The organism is Streptomyces sp. NPDC001941, assembly GCF_040296945.1.
Classification (GTDB): domain Bacteria; phylum Actinomycetota; class Actinomycetes; order Streptomycetales; family Streptomycetaceae; genus Streptomyces.
This window is the reverse complement of sequence record NZ_JBEOYE010000066.1, coordinates 1-15248: the sequence shown is the minus strand read 5'-3', so window position 1 is coordinate 15248 and position 15248 is coordinate 1. Positions and strand designations below refer to the sequence as shown.

The 15248-nt window shown below is 74.0% G+C and carries 15 protein-coding genes; 9 read left to right on the top strand and 6 right to left on the bottom strand.

Annotation, left to right across the window (positions count from 1 at the left end; all coding sequences use genetic code 11):
* The first annotated feature begins 144 nt into the window (after nucleotides 1-144).
* Nucleotides 145-759 (top strand): PadR family transcriptional regulator, encoded by a 615-nt coding sequence (locus tag ABT160_RS33135; protein WP_351651647.1) that lies wholly within the window; start codon nucleotides 145-147, stop codon nucleotides 757-759.
* Nucleotides 756-2282 carry an FAD-dependent monooxygenase gene (locus tag ABT160_RS33130; protein WP_351651646.1) on the top strand — a complete coding sequence of 509 codons (1527 nt, stop codon included), beginning with the start codon at nucleotides 756-758 and terminating at the stop codon, nucleotides 2280-2282. Before ABT160_RS33135 ends, ABT160_RS33130 begins: the two co-directional genes overlap by 4 nt.
* 37 nt (nucleotides 2283-2319) lie before the next feature.
* Here the strand turns inward: ABT160_RS33130 and ABT160_RS33125 are convergent, their stop codons facing one another.
* A complete protein-coding gene (locus tag ABT160_RS33125; RefSeq protein ID WP_351651645.1) occupies nucleotides 2320-2697 on the bottom strand; it encodes a hypothetical protein in 378 nt (125 codons plus the stop codon).
* 311 nt (nucleotides 2698-3008) lie between these two features.
* Between ABT160_RS33125 and ABT160_RS33120 the strand changes: the two genes are divergently transcribed.
* Both ABT160_RS33120 and ABT160_RS33115 read left to right on the top strand, forming a co-directional pair.
* Nucleotides 3009-3776 (top strand): hypothetical protein, encoded by a 768-nt coding sequence (locus ABT160_RS33120; protein ID WP_351651644.1) that lies wholly within the window; start codon nucleotides 3009-3011, stop codon nucleotides 3774-3776.
* Nucleotides 3777-4060: 284 nt separating this feature from the next.
* Nucleotides 4061-5491, top strand: a complete 1431-nt coding sequence (locus tag ABT160_RS33115; protein ID WP_351651643.1) for a cell surface protein — start codon at nucleotides 4061-4063, stop codon at nucleotides 5489-5491.
* Nucleotides 5492-5628: 137 nt separating this feature from the next.
* Here the strand turns inward: ABT160_RS33115 and ABT160_RS33110 are convergent, their stop codons facing one another.
* From ABT160_RS33110 to ABT160_RS33090, 5 genes are all read right to left on the bottom strand, one after another.
* Nucleotides 5629-5931, bottom strand: a complete 303-nt coding sequence (locus tag ABT160_RS33110) for a WhiB family transcriptional regulator (RefSeq protein WP_351651642.1) — start codon at nucleotides 5929-5931, stop codon at nucleotides 5629-5631.
* Nucleotides 5932-6055: 124 nt separating this feature from the next.
* Nucleotides 6056-7435 (bottom strand): XrtP-associated glycosyltransferase, encoded by a 1380-nt coding sequence (locus tag ABT160_RS33105; protein WP_351651641.1) that lies wholly within the window; start codon nucleotides 7433-7435, stop codon nucleotides 6056-6058.
* A 123-nt stretch (nucleotides 7436-7558) separates the two neighbouring features.
* A complete protein-coding gene (locus ABT160_RS33100; protein WP_351651640.1) occupies nucleotides 7559-7732 on the bottom strand; it encodes a hypothetical protein in 174 nt (57 codons plus the stop codon).
* A gap of 206 nt (nucleotides 7733-7938) precedes the next feature.
* The gene (gene wecB, locus ABT160_RS33095; protein WP_351651639.1) at nucleotides 7939-9087 is read right to left on the bottom strand and encodes a non-hydrolyzing UDP-N-acetylglucosamine 2-epimerase; all 1149 of its coding nucleotides are present in this window, start codon (nucleotides 9085-9087) and stop codon (nucleotides 7939-7941) included.
* A gap of 227 nt (nucleotides 9088-9314) precedes the next feature.
* Nucleotides 9315-10037, bottom strand: a complete 723-nt coding sequence (locus tag ABT160_RS33090) for an SDR family oxidoreductase (protein WP_351651638.1) — start codon at nucleotides 10035-10037, stop codon at nucleotides 9315-9317.
* Between the two features lie 176 nt (nucleotides 10038-10213).
* Between ABT160_RS33090 and ABT160_RS33085 the strand changes: the two genes are divergently transcribed.
* The 5 genes from ABT160_RS33085 (at nucleotide 10214) to ABT160_RS33065 (ending at nucleotide 15135) form a co-directional block, all read left to right on the top strand.
* Nucleotides 10214-11758 (top strand): cryptochrome/photolyase family protein, encoded by a 1545-nt coding sequence (locus ABT160_RS33085; RefSeq protein WP_351651637.1) that lies wholly within the window; start codon nucleotides 10214-10216, stop codon nucleotides 11756-11758.
* Nucleotides 11759-11859: 101 nt separating this feature from the next.
* Nucleotides 11860-12336: a CU044_2847 family protein gene (locus ABT160_RS33080; RefSeq protein WP_351651636.1), complete on the top strand. Its 477-nt coding sequence runs from the start codon at nucleotides 11860-11862 to the stop codon at nucleotides 12334-12336.
* A gap of 233 nt (nucleotides 12337-12569) precedes the next feature.
* Nucleotides 12570-13922 carry an AMP-binding protein gene (locus ABT160_RS33075; RefSeq protein WP_351651635.1) on the top strand — a complete coding sequence of 451 codons (1353 nt, stop codon included), beginning with the start codon at nucleotides 12570-12572 and terminating at the stop codon, nucleotides 13920-13922.
* Nucleotides 13923-14002: 80 nt separating this feature from the next.
* Complete coding sequence (locus ABT160_RS33070; RefSeq protein ID WP_351651634.1) at nucleotides 14003-14494, top strand: nucleotidyltransferase domain-containing protein; 492 nt, start codon at nucleotides 14003-14005, stop codon at nucleotides 14492-14494.
* A gap of 251 nt (nucleotides 14495-14745) precedes the next feature.
* Nucleotides 14746-15135, top strand: coding sequence for a DUF805 domain-containing protein (locus ABT160_RS33065; protein ID WP_351651633.1), 390 nt, complete (start codon nucleotides 14746-14748; stop codon nucleotides 15133-15135).
* The last annotated feature ends 113 nt before the right edge of the window (nucleotides 15136-15248 follow it).

Below are 15248 nucleotides of genomic sequence, written 5' to 3'. Positions count from 1 at the left end.
CGCAAGCCCGCTCGATCGGTATACTCGGATCCGAGTAATCGAGACCGAGCATTCAAAAGACTGCCGCCCGTCCGCATCACCGACCCGCGGTCCTGACGATCGACCGTCCACACGACCACGCAGTCCCTCGCCGTCTGGAGCCCCATGCCCTCCGCCCCCGACCCCTCCCCCAAGCGCCCCGCCAACTCCCTCGCCCTCGCCGTGCTCGGCCTGCTCCTGGAGCAGCCGATGCACCCCCATGCCATGGCCACGGCCCTGCGCGAGCGCGGCATGGACCGGGCCTTCAAGCTCACGACCGGATCGCTCTACGACACGGTCCGCGCCCTCGCGCGAGACGGCTGGATCGAGGCGGACGGCACCGAGCAGGTCGGCAACCGGCCCGCGCGCACCGTGTACCGCCACACCGCGGCGGGCCGGGAGGGCTTCACCGCGTGGCTGGACGAGCTGATCAGGGAGCCCTCCCTGGAGTACCCGCGCTTCCTGTCCGCGGTCGGCTACCTCGGCGCGCTGGGACCCGTCCGCGCCGCGCAGGCCCTGCGCGAACGGGCCGCCGCGCTCGGCACGCGGATCGCGGAGGCCACGGAGGCCCACCGCGCGGCACGCCAGGAGCACGGTGCGCCTCGCCTGTTCGTCATCGAGACCGAGTACGCCCTCGCGATGGCCCGCGCCGAGCGGGACTGGGCGGAGGGCACGGCCGCCGAGATCGAGCGCGGCGCGCTGACCTGGCCGCGGGGCGCGGACGAGGAGGCGGGCGCGTGAACGCGGAGCCGGACGTGGACGCGGACGTCCTCATAGCGGGGGCCGGGCCCGCGGGCCTCGCCCTCGCCGCCGAGCTGGGGCGCGCGGGAGTGCGCACCGTCGTCCTGGAGCGCGACCCCGAACCACCGGGCTTCTGCCGCGGTTTCAACCTCAACGCCCGCAGCCTGGAACTCCTCGGGCGCCGGGGCGTCGTCGACCGCTTCCTCGCGGAAGGCCCGACCGTGCCGTCCACGGCCTTCGTCGGGGCGTCCCGCCTCGACCTCACCGCCATGCGGACCGCTCACCCCTATGTGCTCGGCATCCCCCAGACCCGGGTGGAGGAGCTGCTCGCCGAGTGGGCGCAGGAGCACGGCGTGCGGATCGTCCGCGGCAGGAACCTGACGGGGCTGCGGCAGGACGACGAAGGCGTCACGGTCACCACAGATGGAAATGATGGTCCATCAGTTCACCGTTCCCACTGGCTGGTTGGCTGTGACGGAGGCCGTAGTACGGTGCGCAAGGCCGTCGGGATCGCCTTTCCCGGGACGCCCGCGCGGACGTACACCCTGCTCGGGGACGTGGTGCTCGCCGATCCGTCAGCCGTGCCGTTCGGCCCCCACACCGGCCCCGGCGGCGGCAGCGTCTTCGCGATCCCGCGCCCCGGCTACGTACGCCTGATCACCGCCGACCCGGCCCCGCCCGCGGATCCCCGCGAAGCGGTACGGCCCGAGGCCTTCCGGAACGCCGTCGAGTCCGTCCTGGAACGGCCCGTCGAGATCGCCGAGGTGCGGTGGCTGACGCGGTTCGGGGACGCGGCGCGGCTCGCCGAGCGGTTCCGCACCGGTCGGGTGCTGCTGGCCGGGGACGCCGCGCACGTCCATCCCCCGGCGGGCGCGATCGGGGTGAACGCGGCGCTGGACGACGCCTTCAACCTGGGCTGGAAGCTCGCGCTGGTCGCCCGCGGGCAGGCGCCGGACACACTCCTCGACACGTACCACGACGAACGCCACGCGGCGGGCGCACGGTTGCTCCGCAACACGCGCGCACAGGCCGCCCTGGCCGGCGCGGGGGCGGACGACCACCCGCTGACGCCGGTCCTCGACCTGCTCGCCGAGCTGGCCGGGGACCCGGGGACGGCCGGGCCGCTGGCCGAGTCCGTCACCGGCGTGGGGACGCGCTACCCGGCCCTGGGCGCGCCCTCGCCGTGGTCCGGCCGGATGGTGCCGGACCTGGAGCTGGCAGGGGGCGCGGGCGGCGACACGCTCGCCGGGCTGCTGTCACGCACGGTCGGCGGTGTACTGCTGCTGAGCGGGGGCGAGTTGACCGAGGACGCCCTCGCTTCGGCCGCCCGGCCCTGGGCGGACCGGGTGACGACCGTCGTGGTCCCGGCGGGCCTGCCGGAGGGCGCGGCGGCCGTGCTCGTACGACCGGACGGGCACGCGGGGTGGTCCGGGGCGCGGGACGTCGCCCCGGACGAGGTGGAGAGGGCCTTGACGCACTGGTTCGGTCACCCGGCCGCGCCTGGGACGGATCAGCCAGGATGACCACCCGCGACAGCAGCCCCGTTGCGGTGGGGAGGGCTCAACAGCGCCACTTCGAGGCGTAGATGGCTCCCTTGTACGACATCACGCTGCGGATGCAGGTCTCGACGGACTTCCCGGCCACGTGACCGCAGAGCCGCACGTAGCCATTCCTGGTCGCCTTCGAGCCCCACCAGCGTCTGACGTCGACGCTGTCGCTGTTCTTGAGCCCGAGTTGGTACCCCAGGCGCGGACGGATCTCTCCGGCCGTGCGGGTGCGCCAGTAGCTCGCGCAGTAGAGACCGGCCACGGGGAAGGGGCCGTCGACGCACAACTGGCCGTTGCTGGTGTCACCGCAGCCCCGGGGGGTCGCGCCGGCGGGCGGCGCCGCGACGAGGAGGGCGGCGAGGAGCGCAAGGACGGCCGCGGTGCGCCTCACGAGCCACCCCCGCGCGAGCACGGCCCCACGGCCGGAACGGGGACCACAACGGGTACCGCAGCGGGGACGGGGCGGGACGCACGGGACGCGCGGGACGCACGACGAACCAGGGACGAGCGGAACGGGGACATACGGACACGACAGCAGACGGTCGCGCCCCGCGCCGGGATTGCCGAGGCAGAACAGATGATGATCACCCGACTGCCGGGGCCGGTCCCGAAGTGGAGCGATACCGTGCGTGCCCCGGCGCTCGGGTAGCATCGCGCTCTTCGGGCGGCGTCGGCCCCCGGAGCCCACCCGGAGTCACCGGCATGCCGGATTCGCACCACGCCCCCGCGCTCACCCCCGACCGCGCCCGCCTCGACGCCGCGCTGCACGGGCTCGGCTCCGTCTTCCGCGGGATGACCGCGCGCCCGGAGGAGGACAACTGCGTCTGCCACTGGGGCAGCGCCGAGGAACTGGCGCTGCTCAAGGTGCCGGACGTCCCCCTCGACCCCGACCTGTTGCGCCGCACCTGGCGGGCCGTCGACTGGGACGACCACGCCGCCGTACTGCGCCGTGTCCTCCCGCAGTTCGCCCGGTCGCTGGTCGACGGCCGGGGCGCGCGCGACGTCGACCCGGCGGAGGCCGGACGGTCGTTCGCCCGGGGCCGGTGGCGGGAGTGGCCGCGCCGCCAAGCGGCTGCCGTGGACGCCTTCCTGCGGGCCTGGTGGACGTGGGTGCTGGGCGACCCGGCTCCGGCCGTGCCCGCGCACGACGTCCTCGTCGTCTGCGCCGAGGCGTCCGGCACGCTCGCGCCCTGGCTCGGCATCTGGAACGGGCGCACGGGTCACCCGGCCGACCGGCACCTGGCGCGGGCGGTCGGGCAGTGGGAGTACGACCTGCTCAGGGACGAACTCCCCTGGCACACCGGCGAGGGCGAGGAGCGCGAGGAGGCATGGCGTACGGAGCTGACGGGCTGGCTCGTCGGCGTCGCGCCGGAACGGCTCCGGAATGCGGGCGCCTCCGGTCAACTGGTGCACCGCGTCCGCCTGATGGGGATCGCCGGGGACGCGCGGTACGAGGATCCGCACTGGTAACGGAGCCTTCCGTGACGGGACTCGCACCACCGGGCGCCGACCATACGCCCCCTGACGCACCCTCACGCACCCCTGCGACGCCGTCTCACGCACCCCTGTCACGCCCTTGACCGGATCCGTGTGGCGGAAACACGCCTTGTGCGCATGCCGCACCGGCCACAAGGCTTCACTCGCTGCACTCACTTGACAGCAGTAGGTGTCGCCCAGGGGGAGGGCGTCCTCGGCCTCCCTGCGGCGACGCCGTGTTCCGTCACCGAATGCGAGGCGAAGTACCTGTGCCACGTGTGAACTCCAGATCGTCGCGGCCCGCCACGGCCGCACCCCGGGCACCACGGGGCAGGACCCTCGGCGCGGTCGCCGCAGCGGCCGGCGCCCTGGCCCTCTCCCTGCCGGTCACGGCCGCGCACGCGGCCACCGTGCCCGCGCCGCGCGCGGCCGCGACGGCCGACGCGGTGGCCTACGCCGCGAACGTCTTCGACGGCACCGTCTCCGTGATCGACCTCGCGACCCGGGCGACCGTCGGGACGATCCCCGTCGGCGAGCGCCCCGACGACATCGTGCTCGCGCGCGACGGCGGCCGGGCCTACGTGGCCAACGGCGGGTCCGGGTCGGTGTCCGTGGTGAACACGGACAGCCGCGCCGTCGTCGCGACCGTCGCGGTGGGCGAGGCGCCGCAGAACATGGCCCTGTCACCGGACGGGGCACGCCTGTACGTGCCCAACTCCGGTTCGGATTCGCTGTCCTTGGTCGACACCGCCACCCAGACCGTCGCGGCGACGGTCCCCCTCGGCGCCCGGCCCACCTCGGTCGCGGTCTCCCCCGACGGCTCGCGCGCCTACGTCGCCGCCGGCCGGTCGGTCCTGGTGGTGAACACCGCGACCCGCGCGGTCAGCGCCACCGTGGCGTTGTCGGCAGACGTGAACACCGTGCTCGCCTCCGCCGACGGGGCACGGCTGTACGCGACGACCGAACTGGACGGAGACCAGGACGCGGTCGCCGTCGTCGACACCCGGACCCTCACCCCGAGTACGGCCATCCCCGTCGCGAACCGCCCCTACGGGATGGCCCTGTCACCGGACGGGAAGCGGCTGTACGTCACGCGCGAGCGCGCGGGCGCGCTGGCCGTCGTCGACACCGCGACCAACGCCGTGACCGCGTCGCAGCCCGTGTGCGCGTACCCGCTGGACGTGGCCGTCGCCTCCGACGGCGCCAGTGCCTACGTGGCGTGCGGCGGGGACGACAACGTGACGGTCGTCGACGCGACGGCGCTCGGCAAGAAGGACGCCTTCCCCGTGGGCGACGGCCCGTTCGCCGTCGCGCTGGTGCCCACGCGCCCCGCGGACCTGGGCCTGTCCCTCACCGCGACACCCCGGCCCGGCCTCGGCGGCAGCGTCGACTACACGCTGACGGTCACCAACAACGGCCCCGCGCCGCTGACTTCGGGCACCATCTCGGTGACGCTGCCCAACTCCCGTCCGACCAGCCCCGACTGCGCGGTCTCCGGCACGAGGGCGACCTGCGCGCTGACCTCGCTCGCCCCCGGGGCGACGACGACGCGGCGCTTCCACGTACCGGTCGGCCTGCTGAGCCTCGGCACGCCGTACACCGTGACGGCCACCCGCACGGTCTCGGCCCCGGTCGACGGCAACGCGGCCAACGACACGGCGAGCCGCACCTGCACGGCGGTGACTCCGCTGATCATCACCTGCCGCTGACGGCACGAGCGCGACCGCGGGGCCCTGGGACGACCACCGGGCCCCGCGGCCGCGAACCCGGGCTCCCTCATCGGCGCGTGCGACGAGGGGCCGGGAAACGGGGCGCGTCACGACCGCGAGGAGTCGGCCGCGGCCCCTCAGCGGCCCGCGCCGACCACGTCCGCCTGTTCGTGGGCGCGGCGGGCGTCGTCGAGCACCTCGCGCCAGGACGTGACCTTGGGGCGCCTGCGGACCAGCGCCCGGCGTTCGCGTTCCGTCATGCCGCCCCAGACCCCGAACTCGATGCGCTGGTCCAGGGCCTCGACCAGGCACTCGGTACGTACGGGGCAGTGCGCGCAGACTTCCTTGGCCCGCTTCTGGCGGTCGCTCTCCGCGAAGAGGTCGTCGGCGTCGCCGCTGTCGCACGCGGCTCTCTCGCTCCAGTGCCCGGCGGTCGTCATGGTGGCCCTCCCCCTTCGTACGGCTGAGCACAGCCGTGGTGATCCGCGATCGCAGATCCCGGTTTCCCCGGGAAGGCCCGCTCATGCGGCCGAGAAGGGTGCCGTATCGTCCGCCCGGAGCGTGTCAGGCCTCCTTGGCCACCGGGCCGGCCGTCGGTGCCTCCGCGTTGCGGCGCGTCTTGGCCCAGCCGTTGCGGCCGCTGAGCATGCGGCCGACGGCGCGCCAGGAGACGACGTACAGGAACATCAGGTACAGCGGGTAGACGAACCCCCAGCCCAGCGCGCGCCAGAAGCCGCTGTCCGGCTCGCACTTGCGGCGGTAGATCGGCCCCCAGACGACGAACTGGCCCAGGGCCATGGCCACGTACAGCGCCACTCCCCGCCATCCGCCGCCCGTGAAGTACGCGGCGGCGGCCTCGGGATGGCGCGCGTAGGACAGCCCGAGGGCGATCAGCGGGATGGGGTAGAGCAGCGCGCCGAGCATCTGCAGCCAGGGCTGGCTGAGGAAGAACGTGAGTTCCAGGAAGCCCACGTTGGGGATCTTGTTGCTGCGCCAGATCGCCGGGATGTAGCCGAAGCACTGCATGACGCCCTGCGCCCAGCGGGTGCGCTGGGTGAGGAAGCGCTTGGTGTCGAAGAGGGCCTCCTGCTCGACGTAGGTGTCGGCGCAGAAGGAGTTGATCCAGCCGACGAGCATCAGGTGGATGCCGAGTTCGAAGTCCTCCAGGAGCCGTCCGGTCCAGGGGCGGCCGCGCTCGGCGTTCAGGTCGTCGAGCGCGGAGAGGCGTACGAACTGCCCGTTGCCTCCGAGGCAGACGGTGCGGGAGGTCTTGCGGGCGTGCTGCAGCGCGGCGACCGGGGCGCGGAACTCCAGGTCCTGCATACGGATGAGCAGCCGGCTGTAGAGGTTGCGCAGGGCCCCGCCGTCACGGGCGGGGCGCGGGTCGTCGCGGTTCATCATGCGCACCTCGATCTGTACGCCGCCGATGTCCGGGCGCCCGAAGAAGCGGCGGGCGGCGACGTGGTCGAGGCAGCCGGGCGCGGGCCGGCCGTCCGCGTCGAAGACGCCGACGACGATCCGGTCGCGGTCGGCCCCGGGCGGCAGCAGTGAGGTGAGCGTGTCGTAGGCGGCGTTGAGGGCCTCGCCCTTGCCGAGGCGGGCGTTGGGGCGGCGGCGCTGGACGAGGTGGACGCCCGGGTCGTGGGCGGCGGCGCGCCGGACGATCTCGCCGGTGCGGTCCTCGGAGTCGTCGTCGATGACCCAGACGTGCGCCTCGGGACAGGAGGCGCGCAGGTAGGCGATGGTGTCCCCGATGACGGCCTCCTCGTCGCGGCAGGGCACGAACAGGTGCCACTGGTAGTCGCCCGCCTTGCCCTTGCGGCGTTTGCGGCGCACGAGCAGCGGGAGGACGAGCCCGAGCAGGTACAGCGGGAAGAACAGGCTCAGGACGAGGCTGAAGTCGGAGAGCAGGCCGAGCAGGCCGGAGGGCTCGGAGGACGTCACGGGGGTTCCTGGGTCGAGGCGGGGCAGGGCGGTTCGGGGCGGGGGCCGGGCGGATGAGGGGGCCGGGCGGGTGAGGGGAGGCCGGCCCGGCCTGCGTGGGGCGGGCGGGCCGGCCGGGCTGGTTCAGCCCCTGGCGGCTCTCAGGCGCGCCGAGCGCATCATCAGGGCGCCGCCGAGGAGCAGGGCGACGGCCAGGAGCGTCGTCGCCACCCCGAACGTGCCGCCGGTGACGGCGAGCTGGCCCCCGCCCACGACCACTCCGGCGCCCACGGCGCCCTTTCCTGCCGACCCGTACACGGGTCCTCCTTTCGTCGGGGAGCCCGGCGTTCGCCACGCCGTGCTCCGGGTCCGCCGCGCGGTCGGCGGCGGCTGCTGTGAGTTGTTCGACGAGCCCGTTCTATGTCCGGTGGGACGACCACCCCAACGGCACGCTTCATGCGGCGCGGTTCACGCGGCACGCTTCACACGGCGCGGTTCACGCGACGCTGTTCACGCGACGCGGTTCACTGGCCCGCTTCGATCCGCGGCAGGGGCTCCCCGTCCGCCAGGGCCGTGGCGAGGGCGTGGATCCGGCGCGAGGCGCTCCCGTCGCCGTACGGGGACGCGGTGGCCCGCAGCCTCTCGTCGAGGTCGCCGTCGTCGAGCAGGGCGCGGGCGGCGGCGACGAGCGGCGGCCCGGGTTCGACGAGCCTGCTGAAGCCCGCGTCGACGGCCTCGGGGCGCTCGGTGCTGGTGCGCACGACGAGCAGCGGCTTCTTCAGGACGGTGGCCTCCTCCTGGACGCCGCCGGAGTCGGAGACGAGCAGCCGGGCGCGGTCGGCCAGGGCGAGGAAGGTGGGGTGGTCGACGGGGTCGACGACCCGGAGCCGGTCCAGGAGGCGTTCGAGGCCGAACTCCTTGGCCTTGGCCCGGGTGCGCGGGTGCAGGGGCATCACGACGGGCGCGCCGAGGGCGGCGAGGGAGGTGAGGAGCGCTTCGAGGCGTTCGGGCGCGTCGGTGTTCTCGGGCCGGTGGACGGTGGCGAGGACGTACGGGACGTACGGTTCGCGGGTGCCGTGCTCGCGGGCGATGCGCTCGCGCTCGGCGGGCTCGGGCAGCGACATCAGGGTGGCTTCGACGACCGTGTTGCCGGTGACCCGGATGCGGTCGGGGGCGGTGCCGGTGGCACGCAGGTTGGCGGCGGCCCGCTCGGTGGCGGCGCAGTGGACGTCGGCGAGGACGCCGACCACGAGGCGGTTGATCTCCTCGGGCATGGCCCGGTCGCCGGAGCGCAGGCCGGCTTCGACGTGGACGACGGGTATGCCGCAGTAGTGGGCGGCCTGGGCCCCTGCGGAGGTGCTGTTGGTGTCGCCCTGGACGACGACCGCGCGGGGCGGGTCGGCGACGAAGGAGCGGGCGAGTTCGGCGGTGAGCGCGCCGATCTGCGCGCCGCGCCCCCACGGCCCGGTCGCGCCGTCGAGGAGCAGGTGGGGCGCGGGCAGGCGGAAGTTGGCGAAGAAGGTGCCGGACAGGGCGCTGTCGTAGTGCTGTCCGGTGTGGACGACGCGGGCGCGGGCGCCGAGCAGCCGGATGAGCGGGGCCAGCTTGATGATCTCGGGCCGGGTGCCGAGCACGACGGCGACGTCGCGTCTGCCGGAGGGGCTTGCGTCCATGGAGGGCGTCCTGCCGCGCGACGGTGCGACCGGTGCACGTGCGCGCGGCCTGGTACCCGGAGCTGCGACACGAGCCGCGCGACAGCCGAGCGAAGCGTATGAGCCAGGAGATGGCCGAAATCACCAGTTCCGCTGTTTGTGATCAAACTGTGTTCGTTCCTGGAAGATTTGACACCCTTCTCCTCTGGGCAAATCCGGCGTGACGGCCTAAAGGGGGTGCCCGCGGGTCACGCCTCCTGACCCGTGGCGGCGAGGACGATCTCGCGGATCGTGACGTTCGGGGGCTGCCGGTACGCGTACGCGATGGCCTCGGCCACCACCTGCGGGTCCAGCGCGCCGCCCGCGGACTCCTTCCACTCCTGGTAGTCCGCCTTGATGCGCTCGTCGCTGGTGTGCGAGAGCAGTTCGGTCTCCACCGCGCCGGGCGCGATGGTCACCACCCGCACGCCGGACGGCGCGACCTCCTCGCGCAGGTTCTCCGACATGGCGTGCACGGCGAACTTCGTGCCCACGTACGCCGTGTGGTTGGGGAAGGTCTTGCGGCCCGCGATGGAGCTGACGTTGACGATCGTCCCGGCGCCCCGCGCGAGCATGCCCGGCAGGACCGCGTGGATGCCGTACAGCACGCCCTTCACGTTCAGGTCGATCATGCGGTCCCACTCGTCGGGGTCCTGGTCCACGAGCCGGCTGAGCAGCATGGCCCCGGCGTTGTTGACCAGGGCGTCCACCGGGCCGTGGCGCTCCTCCGCCTCGCGCACGGCCGCCCCGACCGCGTCCCGGTCGGTGACGTCGACCTTGCGGCACAGGGTGTCGGGCAGCCCCAGCGCCTCCAGCTTCTCCAGCCGCCGGGCGAGGAGGAGCAGCGGGTGGCCCGCGCCGGACAGCAGGCGGGCGGTGGCCGCGCCGATGCCGGAGCTGGCACCGGTGATGACGATCAGGGGCTTCGACACGGCACTACCTCTCAAAGTGGCTGAAAAGGGTCTCGGGTTCCAGACAACCACTGTCCACGGCCGGGTGCCCACACGACGGGGTGCGGGCGGGCCTTTCGCGACGCGCCCGAGGGCCCCCGCGCCGTTTCGCGCCCGAGGTGCTTGGAGTGGTCCCGCCCGAGTGCTAGGCAGGCCCCGTGGCACGATCCCTTCACTGGCTGTTCGGCGACCAGCTCGGACCGCACTTCCTCGCCCCCTCCCCCGGCGGACCCGACGCAGCCGACGGGCCCGAGCCGGGTCCGGGACCCGACACCCCCCTGGTCATGGTCGAGTCCCGCGCGGTGCTGCGGCGCAGGCGGTTCCACCGCGCCAAGGCCCACCTCGTCCTGTCCGCGATGCGCCACCGGGCGGCGGAGCTCGGCGACCGGGTGACGTACGTCCGCGCCGCCACGTACCGCGAGGGCCTCGCCCGGGCCCTCGGCCACCGGCGGGCCGACGTCACCGTCAGCGCCCCCACCACACGGGCGGCGCGGGCGCTGGTGGCGGACCTGGAGTGGGTGCGGACGCTGCCCGCCCGGGGCTTCCTGGTGGGCGAGGACCGGTTCGGGGAGTGGCTCGCAGGGCGCGACGGCCACCGGCTGCTGTTCGAGGACTTCTACCGCTGGGTGCGCCGCGACCAGGACCTCCTCATGGACGGCGACCAGCCGGCCGGCGGCCGGTGGAACTTCGACCACGACAACCGCCGGCCGCCCCCGTCCGGGGCGCGGGTGCTGGGCGCGCCCGCCCCGTGGACCGCCACGGAGGACGAGATCGACGAGGAGGTGCGGCGCGACCTCGACGCCTGGGAGCGCTCGGGCGAGGTCGCGTTCACCGGTGCGGACGGGCCGCGGGTCTTCCCGGTGACCCGCGCCGAGGCGCTGGAGGCGCTGCACCAGTTCGTCGACTTCCGCCTGGCGGACTTCGGCAGGTACGAGGACGCGATGCTCGCCCGCGACCCGTGGATGAGCCACAGCATGCTCTCCGTACCGCTCAACCTCGGCCTGCTGGACCCGTACGAGGTCGTGGAGGCGGCCGAGCGGGCGTGGCGGGAGGGCCGGGTGCCGCTCGCGTCCGCGGAGGGGTTCGTGCGCCAGATCGCGGGCTGGCGGGAGTACGTGTGGAACCTGTACTGGCACTTCGGCGAGGACTACCGGCACCGCAACGTGCTGCGCCACCGCAGGGTCCTGCCCGACTGGTTCCAGGAGCTCGACGCGGACCGGGTGACCGCGCGGTGCCTGAGCACGGTGCTCGCGGACGTCCGCGACCGGGGCTGGGTGCACCACATCCCGCGCCTGATGGTGCTGGGCAGCTACGCGCTCCAGCAGGGCTGGGACCCTGCCGCCGTCAACGACTGGTTCCACCGCAACTTCACCGACGGCTACGACTGGGTGATGCTGCCGAACGTCATCGGCATGTCCCAGTACGCGGACGGCGGCCGGATGACGACCAAGCCGTACACCTCCGGCGGCGCCTACATCAACAAGATGAGCGACCTGTGCGAGGGCTGCGCCTACCGGCCCTCCCAGCGCGTCGGCGACACGGCCTGCCCGTACACCACGGGGTACTGGTCCTTCCTGCACCGCCACCGCGAGCGACTCTCCCACAACCACCGCATGCGCCCCATGCTTTCGGGCCTCGACCGCGTCGAGGACCTGGAAGCGATGCTCTCCCAGCACCGGGAGCGAGGTCGTGAGGCACCCTGACGTTCCGTCACATCGACCTGGAAGGAGCCGACGGCCGATTCGGAGATGAGCGGTTCCGGGAACGGGGGGATCCGGACTGCCCCACGTGCCAGAATGCGCCCATGGGGGACGTGAGGCTGACCTTCGAAGACGGTTCCACGGTGCGGCTGCACCTGGCGCCGGAGAGCAACGACATCGTTCCGGCGGTCCCGGCCGACGAGGAACCGGCCGACGAGGACCTCGACCTTCCCGACGGCTTCGGCTCGGCGCGGCCGGTCAGCGCGGGCGGCCGCACGGCGCAGGCCCTGACCCGCAGCGGCCAGGCCCTCACCGACGCGCTGCGTCCGCTGGGCGGGGTGCTCGGCGGCATCCACCGCAGCTTCTCGCAGTTCGCGCAGCGGCCTGACGAGGTGACCGTCGAGTTCGGCGTGACCCTGGGCTCGGACCTGAGCCTGGGCGTCTTCTCGGGCAGCGGCGAGGCCAGCTTCACGGTCTCCGCCACCTGGAACCTGGCCGAGCCCAGGACGCCGACGCCACCGGCCACGGACGGCTCGGCCCCGGCGGGAGCCACCGCCGTGCCCGGCCAGCAGCACGGCTGACGCGGCCCCGCGCGCACACCGCCGCCGGCAGCCGCGCTCCGCGCCGGTCCCCGCTCTTTGGACCTTCCGCCGAGCGCCGCCCGCCCGCGTGGTCGGGACAGCGCATTGCCCGTGGCGCACCCGGCGGTTTGGATGGCCGGGTCCGGGGCGGCGCGGACTCCCGGGGACCGGCAACTCCCTTTCGCGACCGTGCCGTACGCCCGCGAGGACCGCACAGGAAGCGACTGGCACCCATGCTCCACGGCTGTACACCCTGGCCCGAGGAATTCGTCGACCGTTACTGGCTGGCCGGGCACTGGCGCGGCGTCACCCTGGACGGCGTGCTGCGGGACGCGGCGCGGGAGCACGGCCCGCGCACCGCGCTCGTCCAGGGTGGGACGCGCCTGACGTACGCGGCCCTCAACCGCCGGGTGGACCGCGTGGCGGCCGGCTTCCGGCTGCGCGGCCTCGGCCCGGGGCAGCGGGTCGTCGTCCAGCTCCCGGACGTCCCCGAGTACGTCACGACCGTCTTCGCGCTGCTGCGCGTGGGCGCCGTCCCGGTGCCCTGCCCCGTGGACGCCCGCGCGCCCGAGCTGTCCCGGCTCGTGGAGGCCGCCGAGGCCGTGGGGTACGTCGGCCCGTCGGCGTACGGAGGCCACGACCACGCGGCGGCGGTGGCGGACGTCGCCGCCCGACGTCCCTTCCTGCGCAGGGTGTTCACGTACGAGCCGCCGAACGCCCCGTCCTCTTACGGCGGTCTCAGGGCGGACGCGGCGGGCTGCCACTACTTCCCCCTGTCGTCCGTCGACGCTCCCGTGGAGCCTCCGCCCTCGCACGCTTCCAGCGAGGTGGCGTTCCTCCTCCCCTCCTCGGCCGGCTCCGAGGGCGACGCGGGGGCCGGGCCCCTCCTGGTGCCGCGCACGCACAACGACTACGCGTACCAGGCGCGCGCCGCGGCCGGGGCGGTGGCGCTCGGTCCGGACGACGTGTACCTCGCCGCGTCGCCCCTGGGACCGGGGGCCGCCCTCGGCGGGCCCGGGATCGTCGGCACCTTCGCGGTGGGCGGCACGGTCGTGCTGGTGGACGGGGACGCCGGGGCCTGCCTGCGCGCGGTCGAGGAAGAGCGGGTCACCGTCGCGTCGATGGCGCCGGCAACCGGCCGGGCCTGGCTGGAGGCGCTGGCGGGCGGAGGTGCCGCGGTGGGAAGCCTGCGGCTGGTGCAGGTGGAGGGCGCGCCGTTCGACGGCTCGGTGGGCGAGCGGATCGCCGCCGGGTTCGGCTGCCGGGTGCAGTCCGTCTGGGCGCCCGTCACGGGGCCGGTCGTGCTGACGGAGCCGGGCGACGCACCGTCGGCGGGGCGCGGGAGGCCGCTGTCGCCGGACGACGAGGTGCGGGTGGCCGACGCGGAGGGCGGGGCCGTCGAGGACGGCGCGCGGGGCGAGTTGCTGGTCCGCGGCCCGTACACGCCGCGCGGCCACTACCGCGCCCCCGAGCACGACGCCCGGGCCTTCACCGCGGACGGCTTCCTGCGGACGGGGATGTCCGCGCGCCGCGCTGCGGACGGGGCGCTGACCCTGCTGGGGAGGCACGCCGAAGACCTCGGGTAGCGGCCACTTGCGGAAGCCGCCGGCGACCGTGAGGATCAAGGCCGCCGCGTACCGGGACGGGAAGAGGGACCGCTGACGTGATGACACCCGACGACGTGCTGGGCGTCCTCGACCTGCTGCGCCGCGCCGGCCTGGACGTCTGGATCGGCGGGGGCTGGGGCGTCGACGCGCTGCTCGGCGAGCAGACCCGCGAGCACCGCGACCTCGACCTCATGCACCGCCGGGACCAGGAGGGTGCGCTGCTCGCCTGTCTGGGGGCGGCGGGGTACGCGGAGACGGTGGACTGGCGACCCGTACGGTTCGTCCTGGCCCGTGCGGACGGACGTGAACTCGACCTGCACCCGCTGGTGTTCGCGGCGGACGGCTCGGCGCTCCAGTCCTCCCTGGAACCAGAGCACCCGTTCGCCTACGCGCCCTCGTCCTTCGTCTCGGGCACGGTCGGCGGCAGGCCCGTCCCCTGCCTGTCGGCCGAGCAGCAGGTGTACTTCCACCAGGGGTACGAGCCGTCGGAGCGGGACCTGCACGACATGGCCCGGCTGCGGTCGGCCTTCGGGATCGCCACGCATTTCTGACGTACCGTCACATACCTTGCGGCGAACCGGAGCGAGCGCGCACGCCCGCGCGGGAGGACGTGGACGCGCCTCCTCCGCAACGGCGAGGATCAGCCAAACCCGAGGCCGGCGGCCAACCGCCCGGGACATAAACGGAATCTTTATATCGGGCGCCCAACCCGCTTGACCAAGGGCCTTCCCCGGCCTTACCTTCAGTCGCCTTGTCATGCACAGATGACAAGGTTCAAGCCAGCAGCTCAGTGGGGGGACCCGTGCACCACTACACCGACGTACTGAAGAAGTACGCCACTTTCCAGGGAAGGGCCCGCCGGTCCGAGTACTGGATGTTCGCGCTCTTCAACGCGCTCGTCATCCTCGTCCTGGTCATCCTGGCCATGACGACCAGGTCCACCGTCTTCGCGGCCCTCTACGGCCTGTACGTCCTCGCGGTGCTGCTCCCGAGCCTGGCGGTCGTGGTCCGCAGGCTGCACGACACCGGCCGCTCCGGCGGCTGGTTCTTCATCGCCTTCGTGCCGCTGGTCGGCGGGATCATCCTGCTCGTCTTCCTCTGCCTGGACAGCGAGCCGCAGCACAACGCGTACGGCCCGAACCCGAAGGGTGTCGGGGCCTACCCGGGCGGCGCCGCCCCGTACGGCGCCTGACGCCACCCGCTCCACCGACAGGGGGGGGGGGCGGGGGTGTTTGGCGGGCCCGCCCCCCGCGGCCGGAGGGGCGGGCCGGGGGCCCGGGGGGGTGGGGGGCGCCGGGGCCCCCC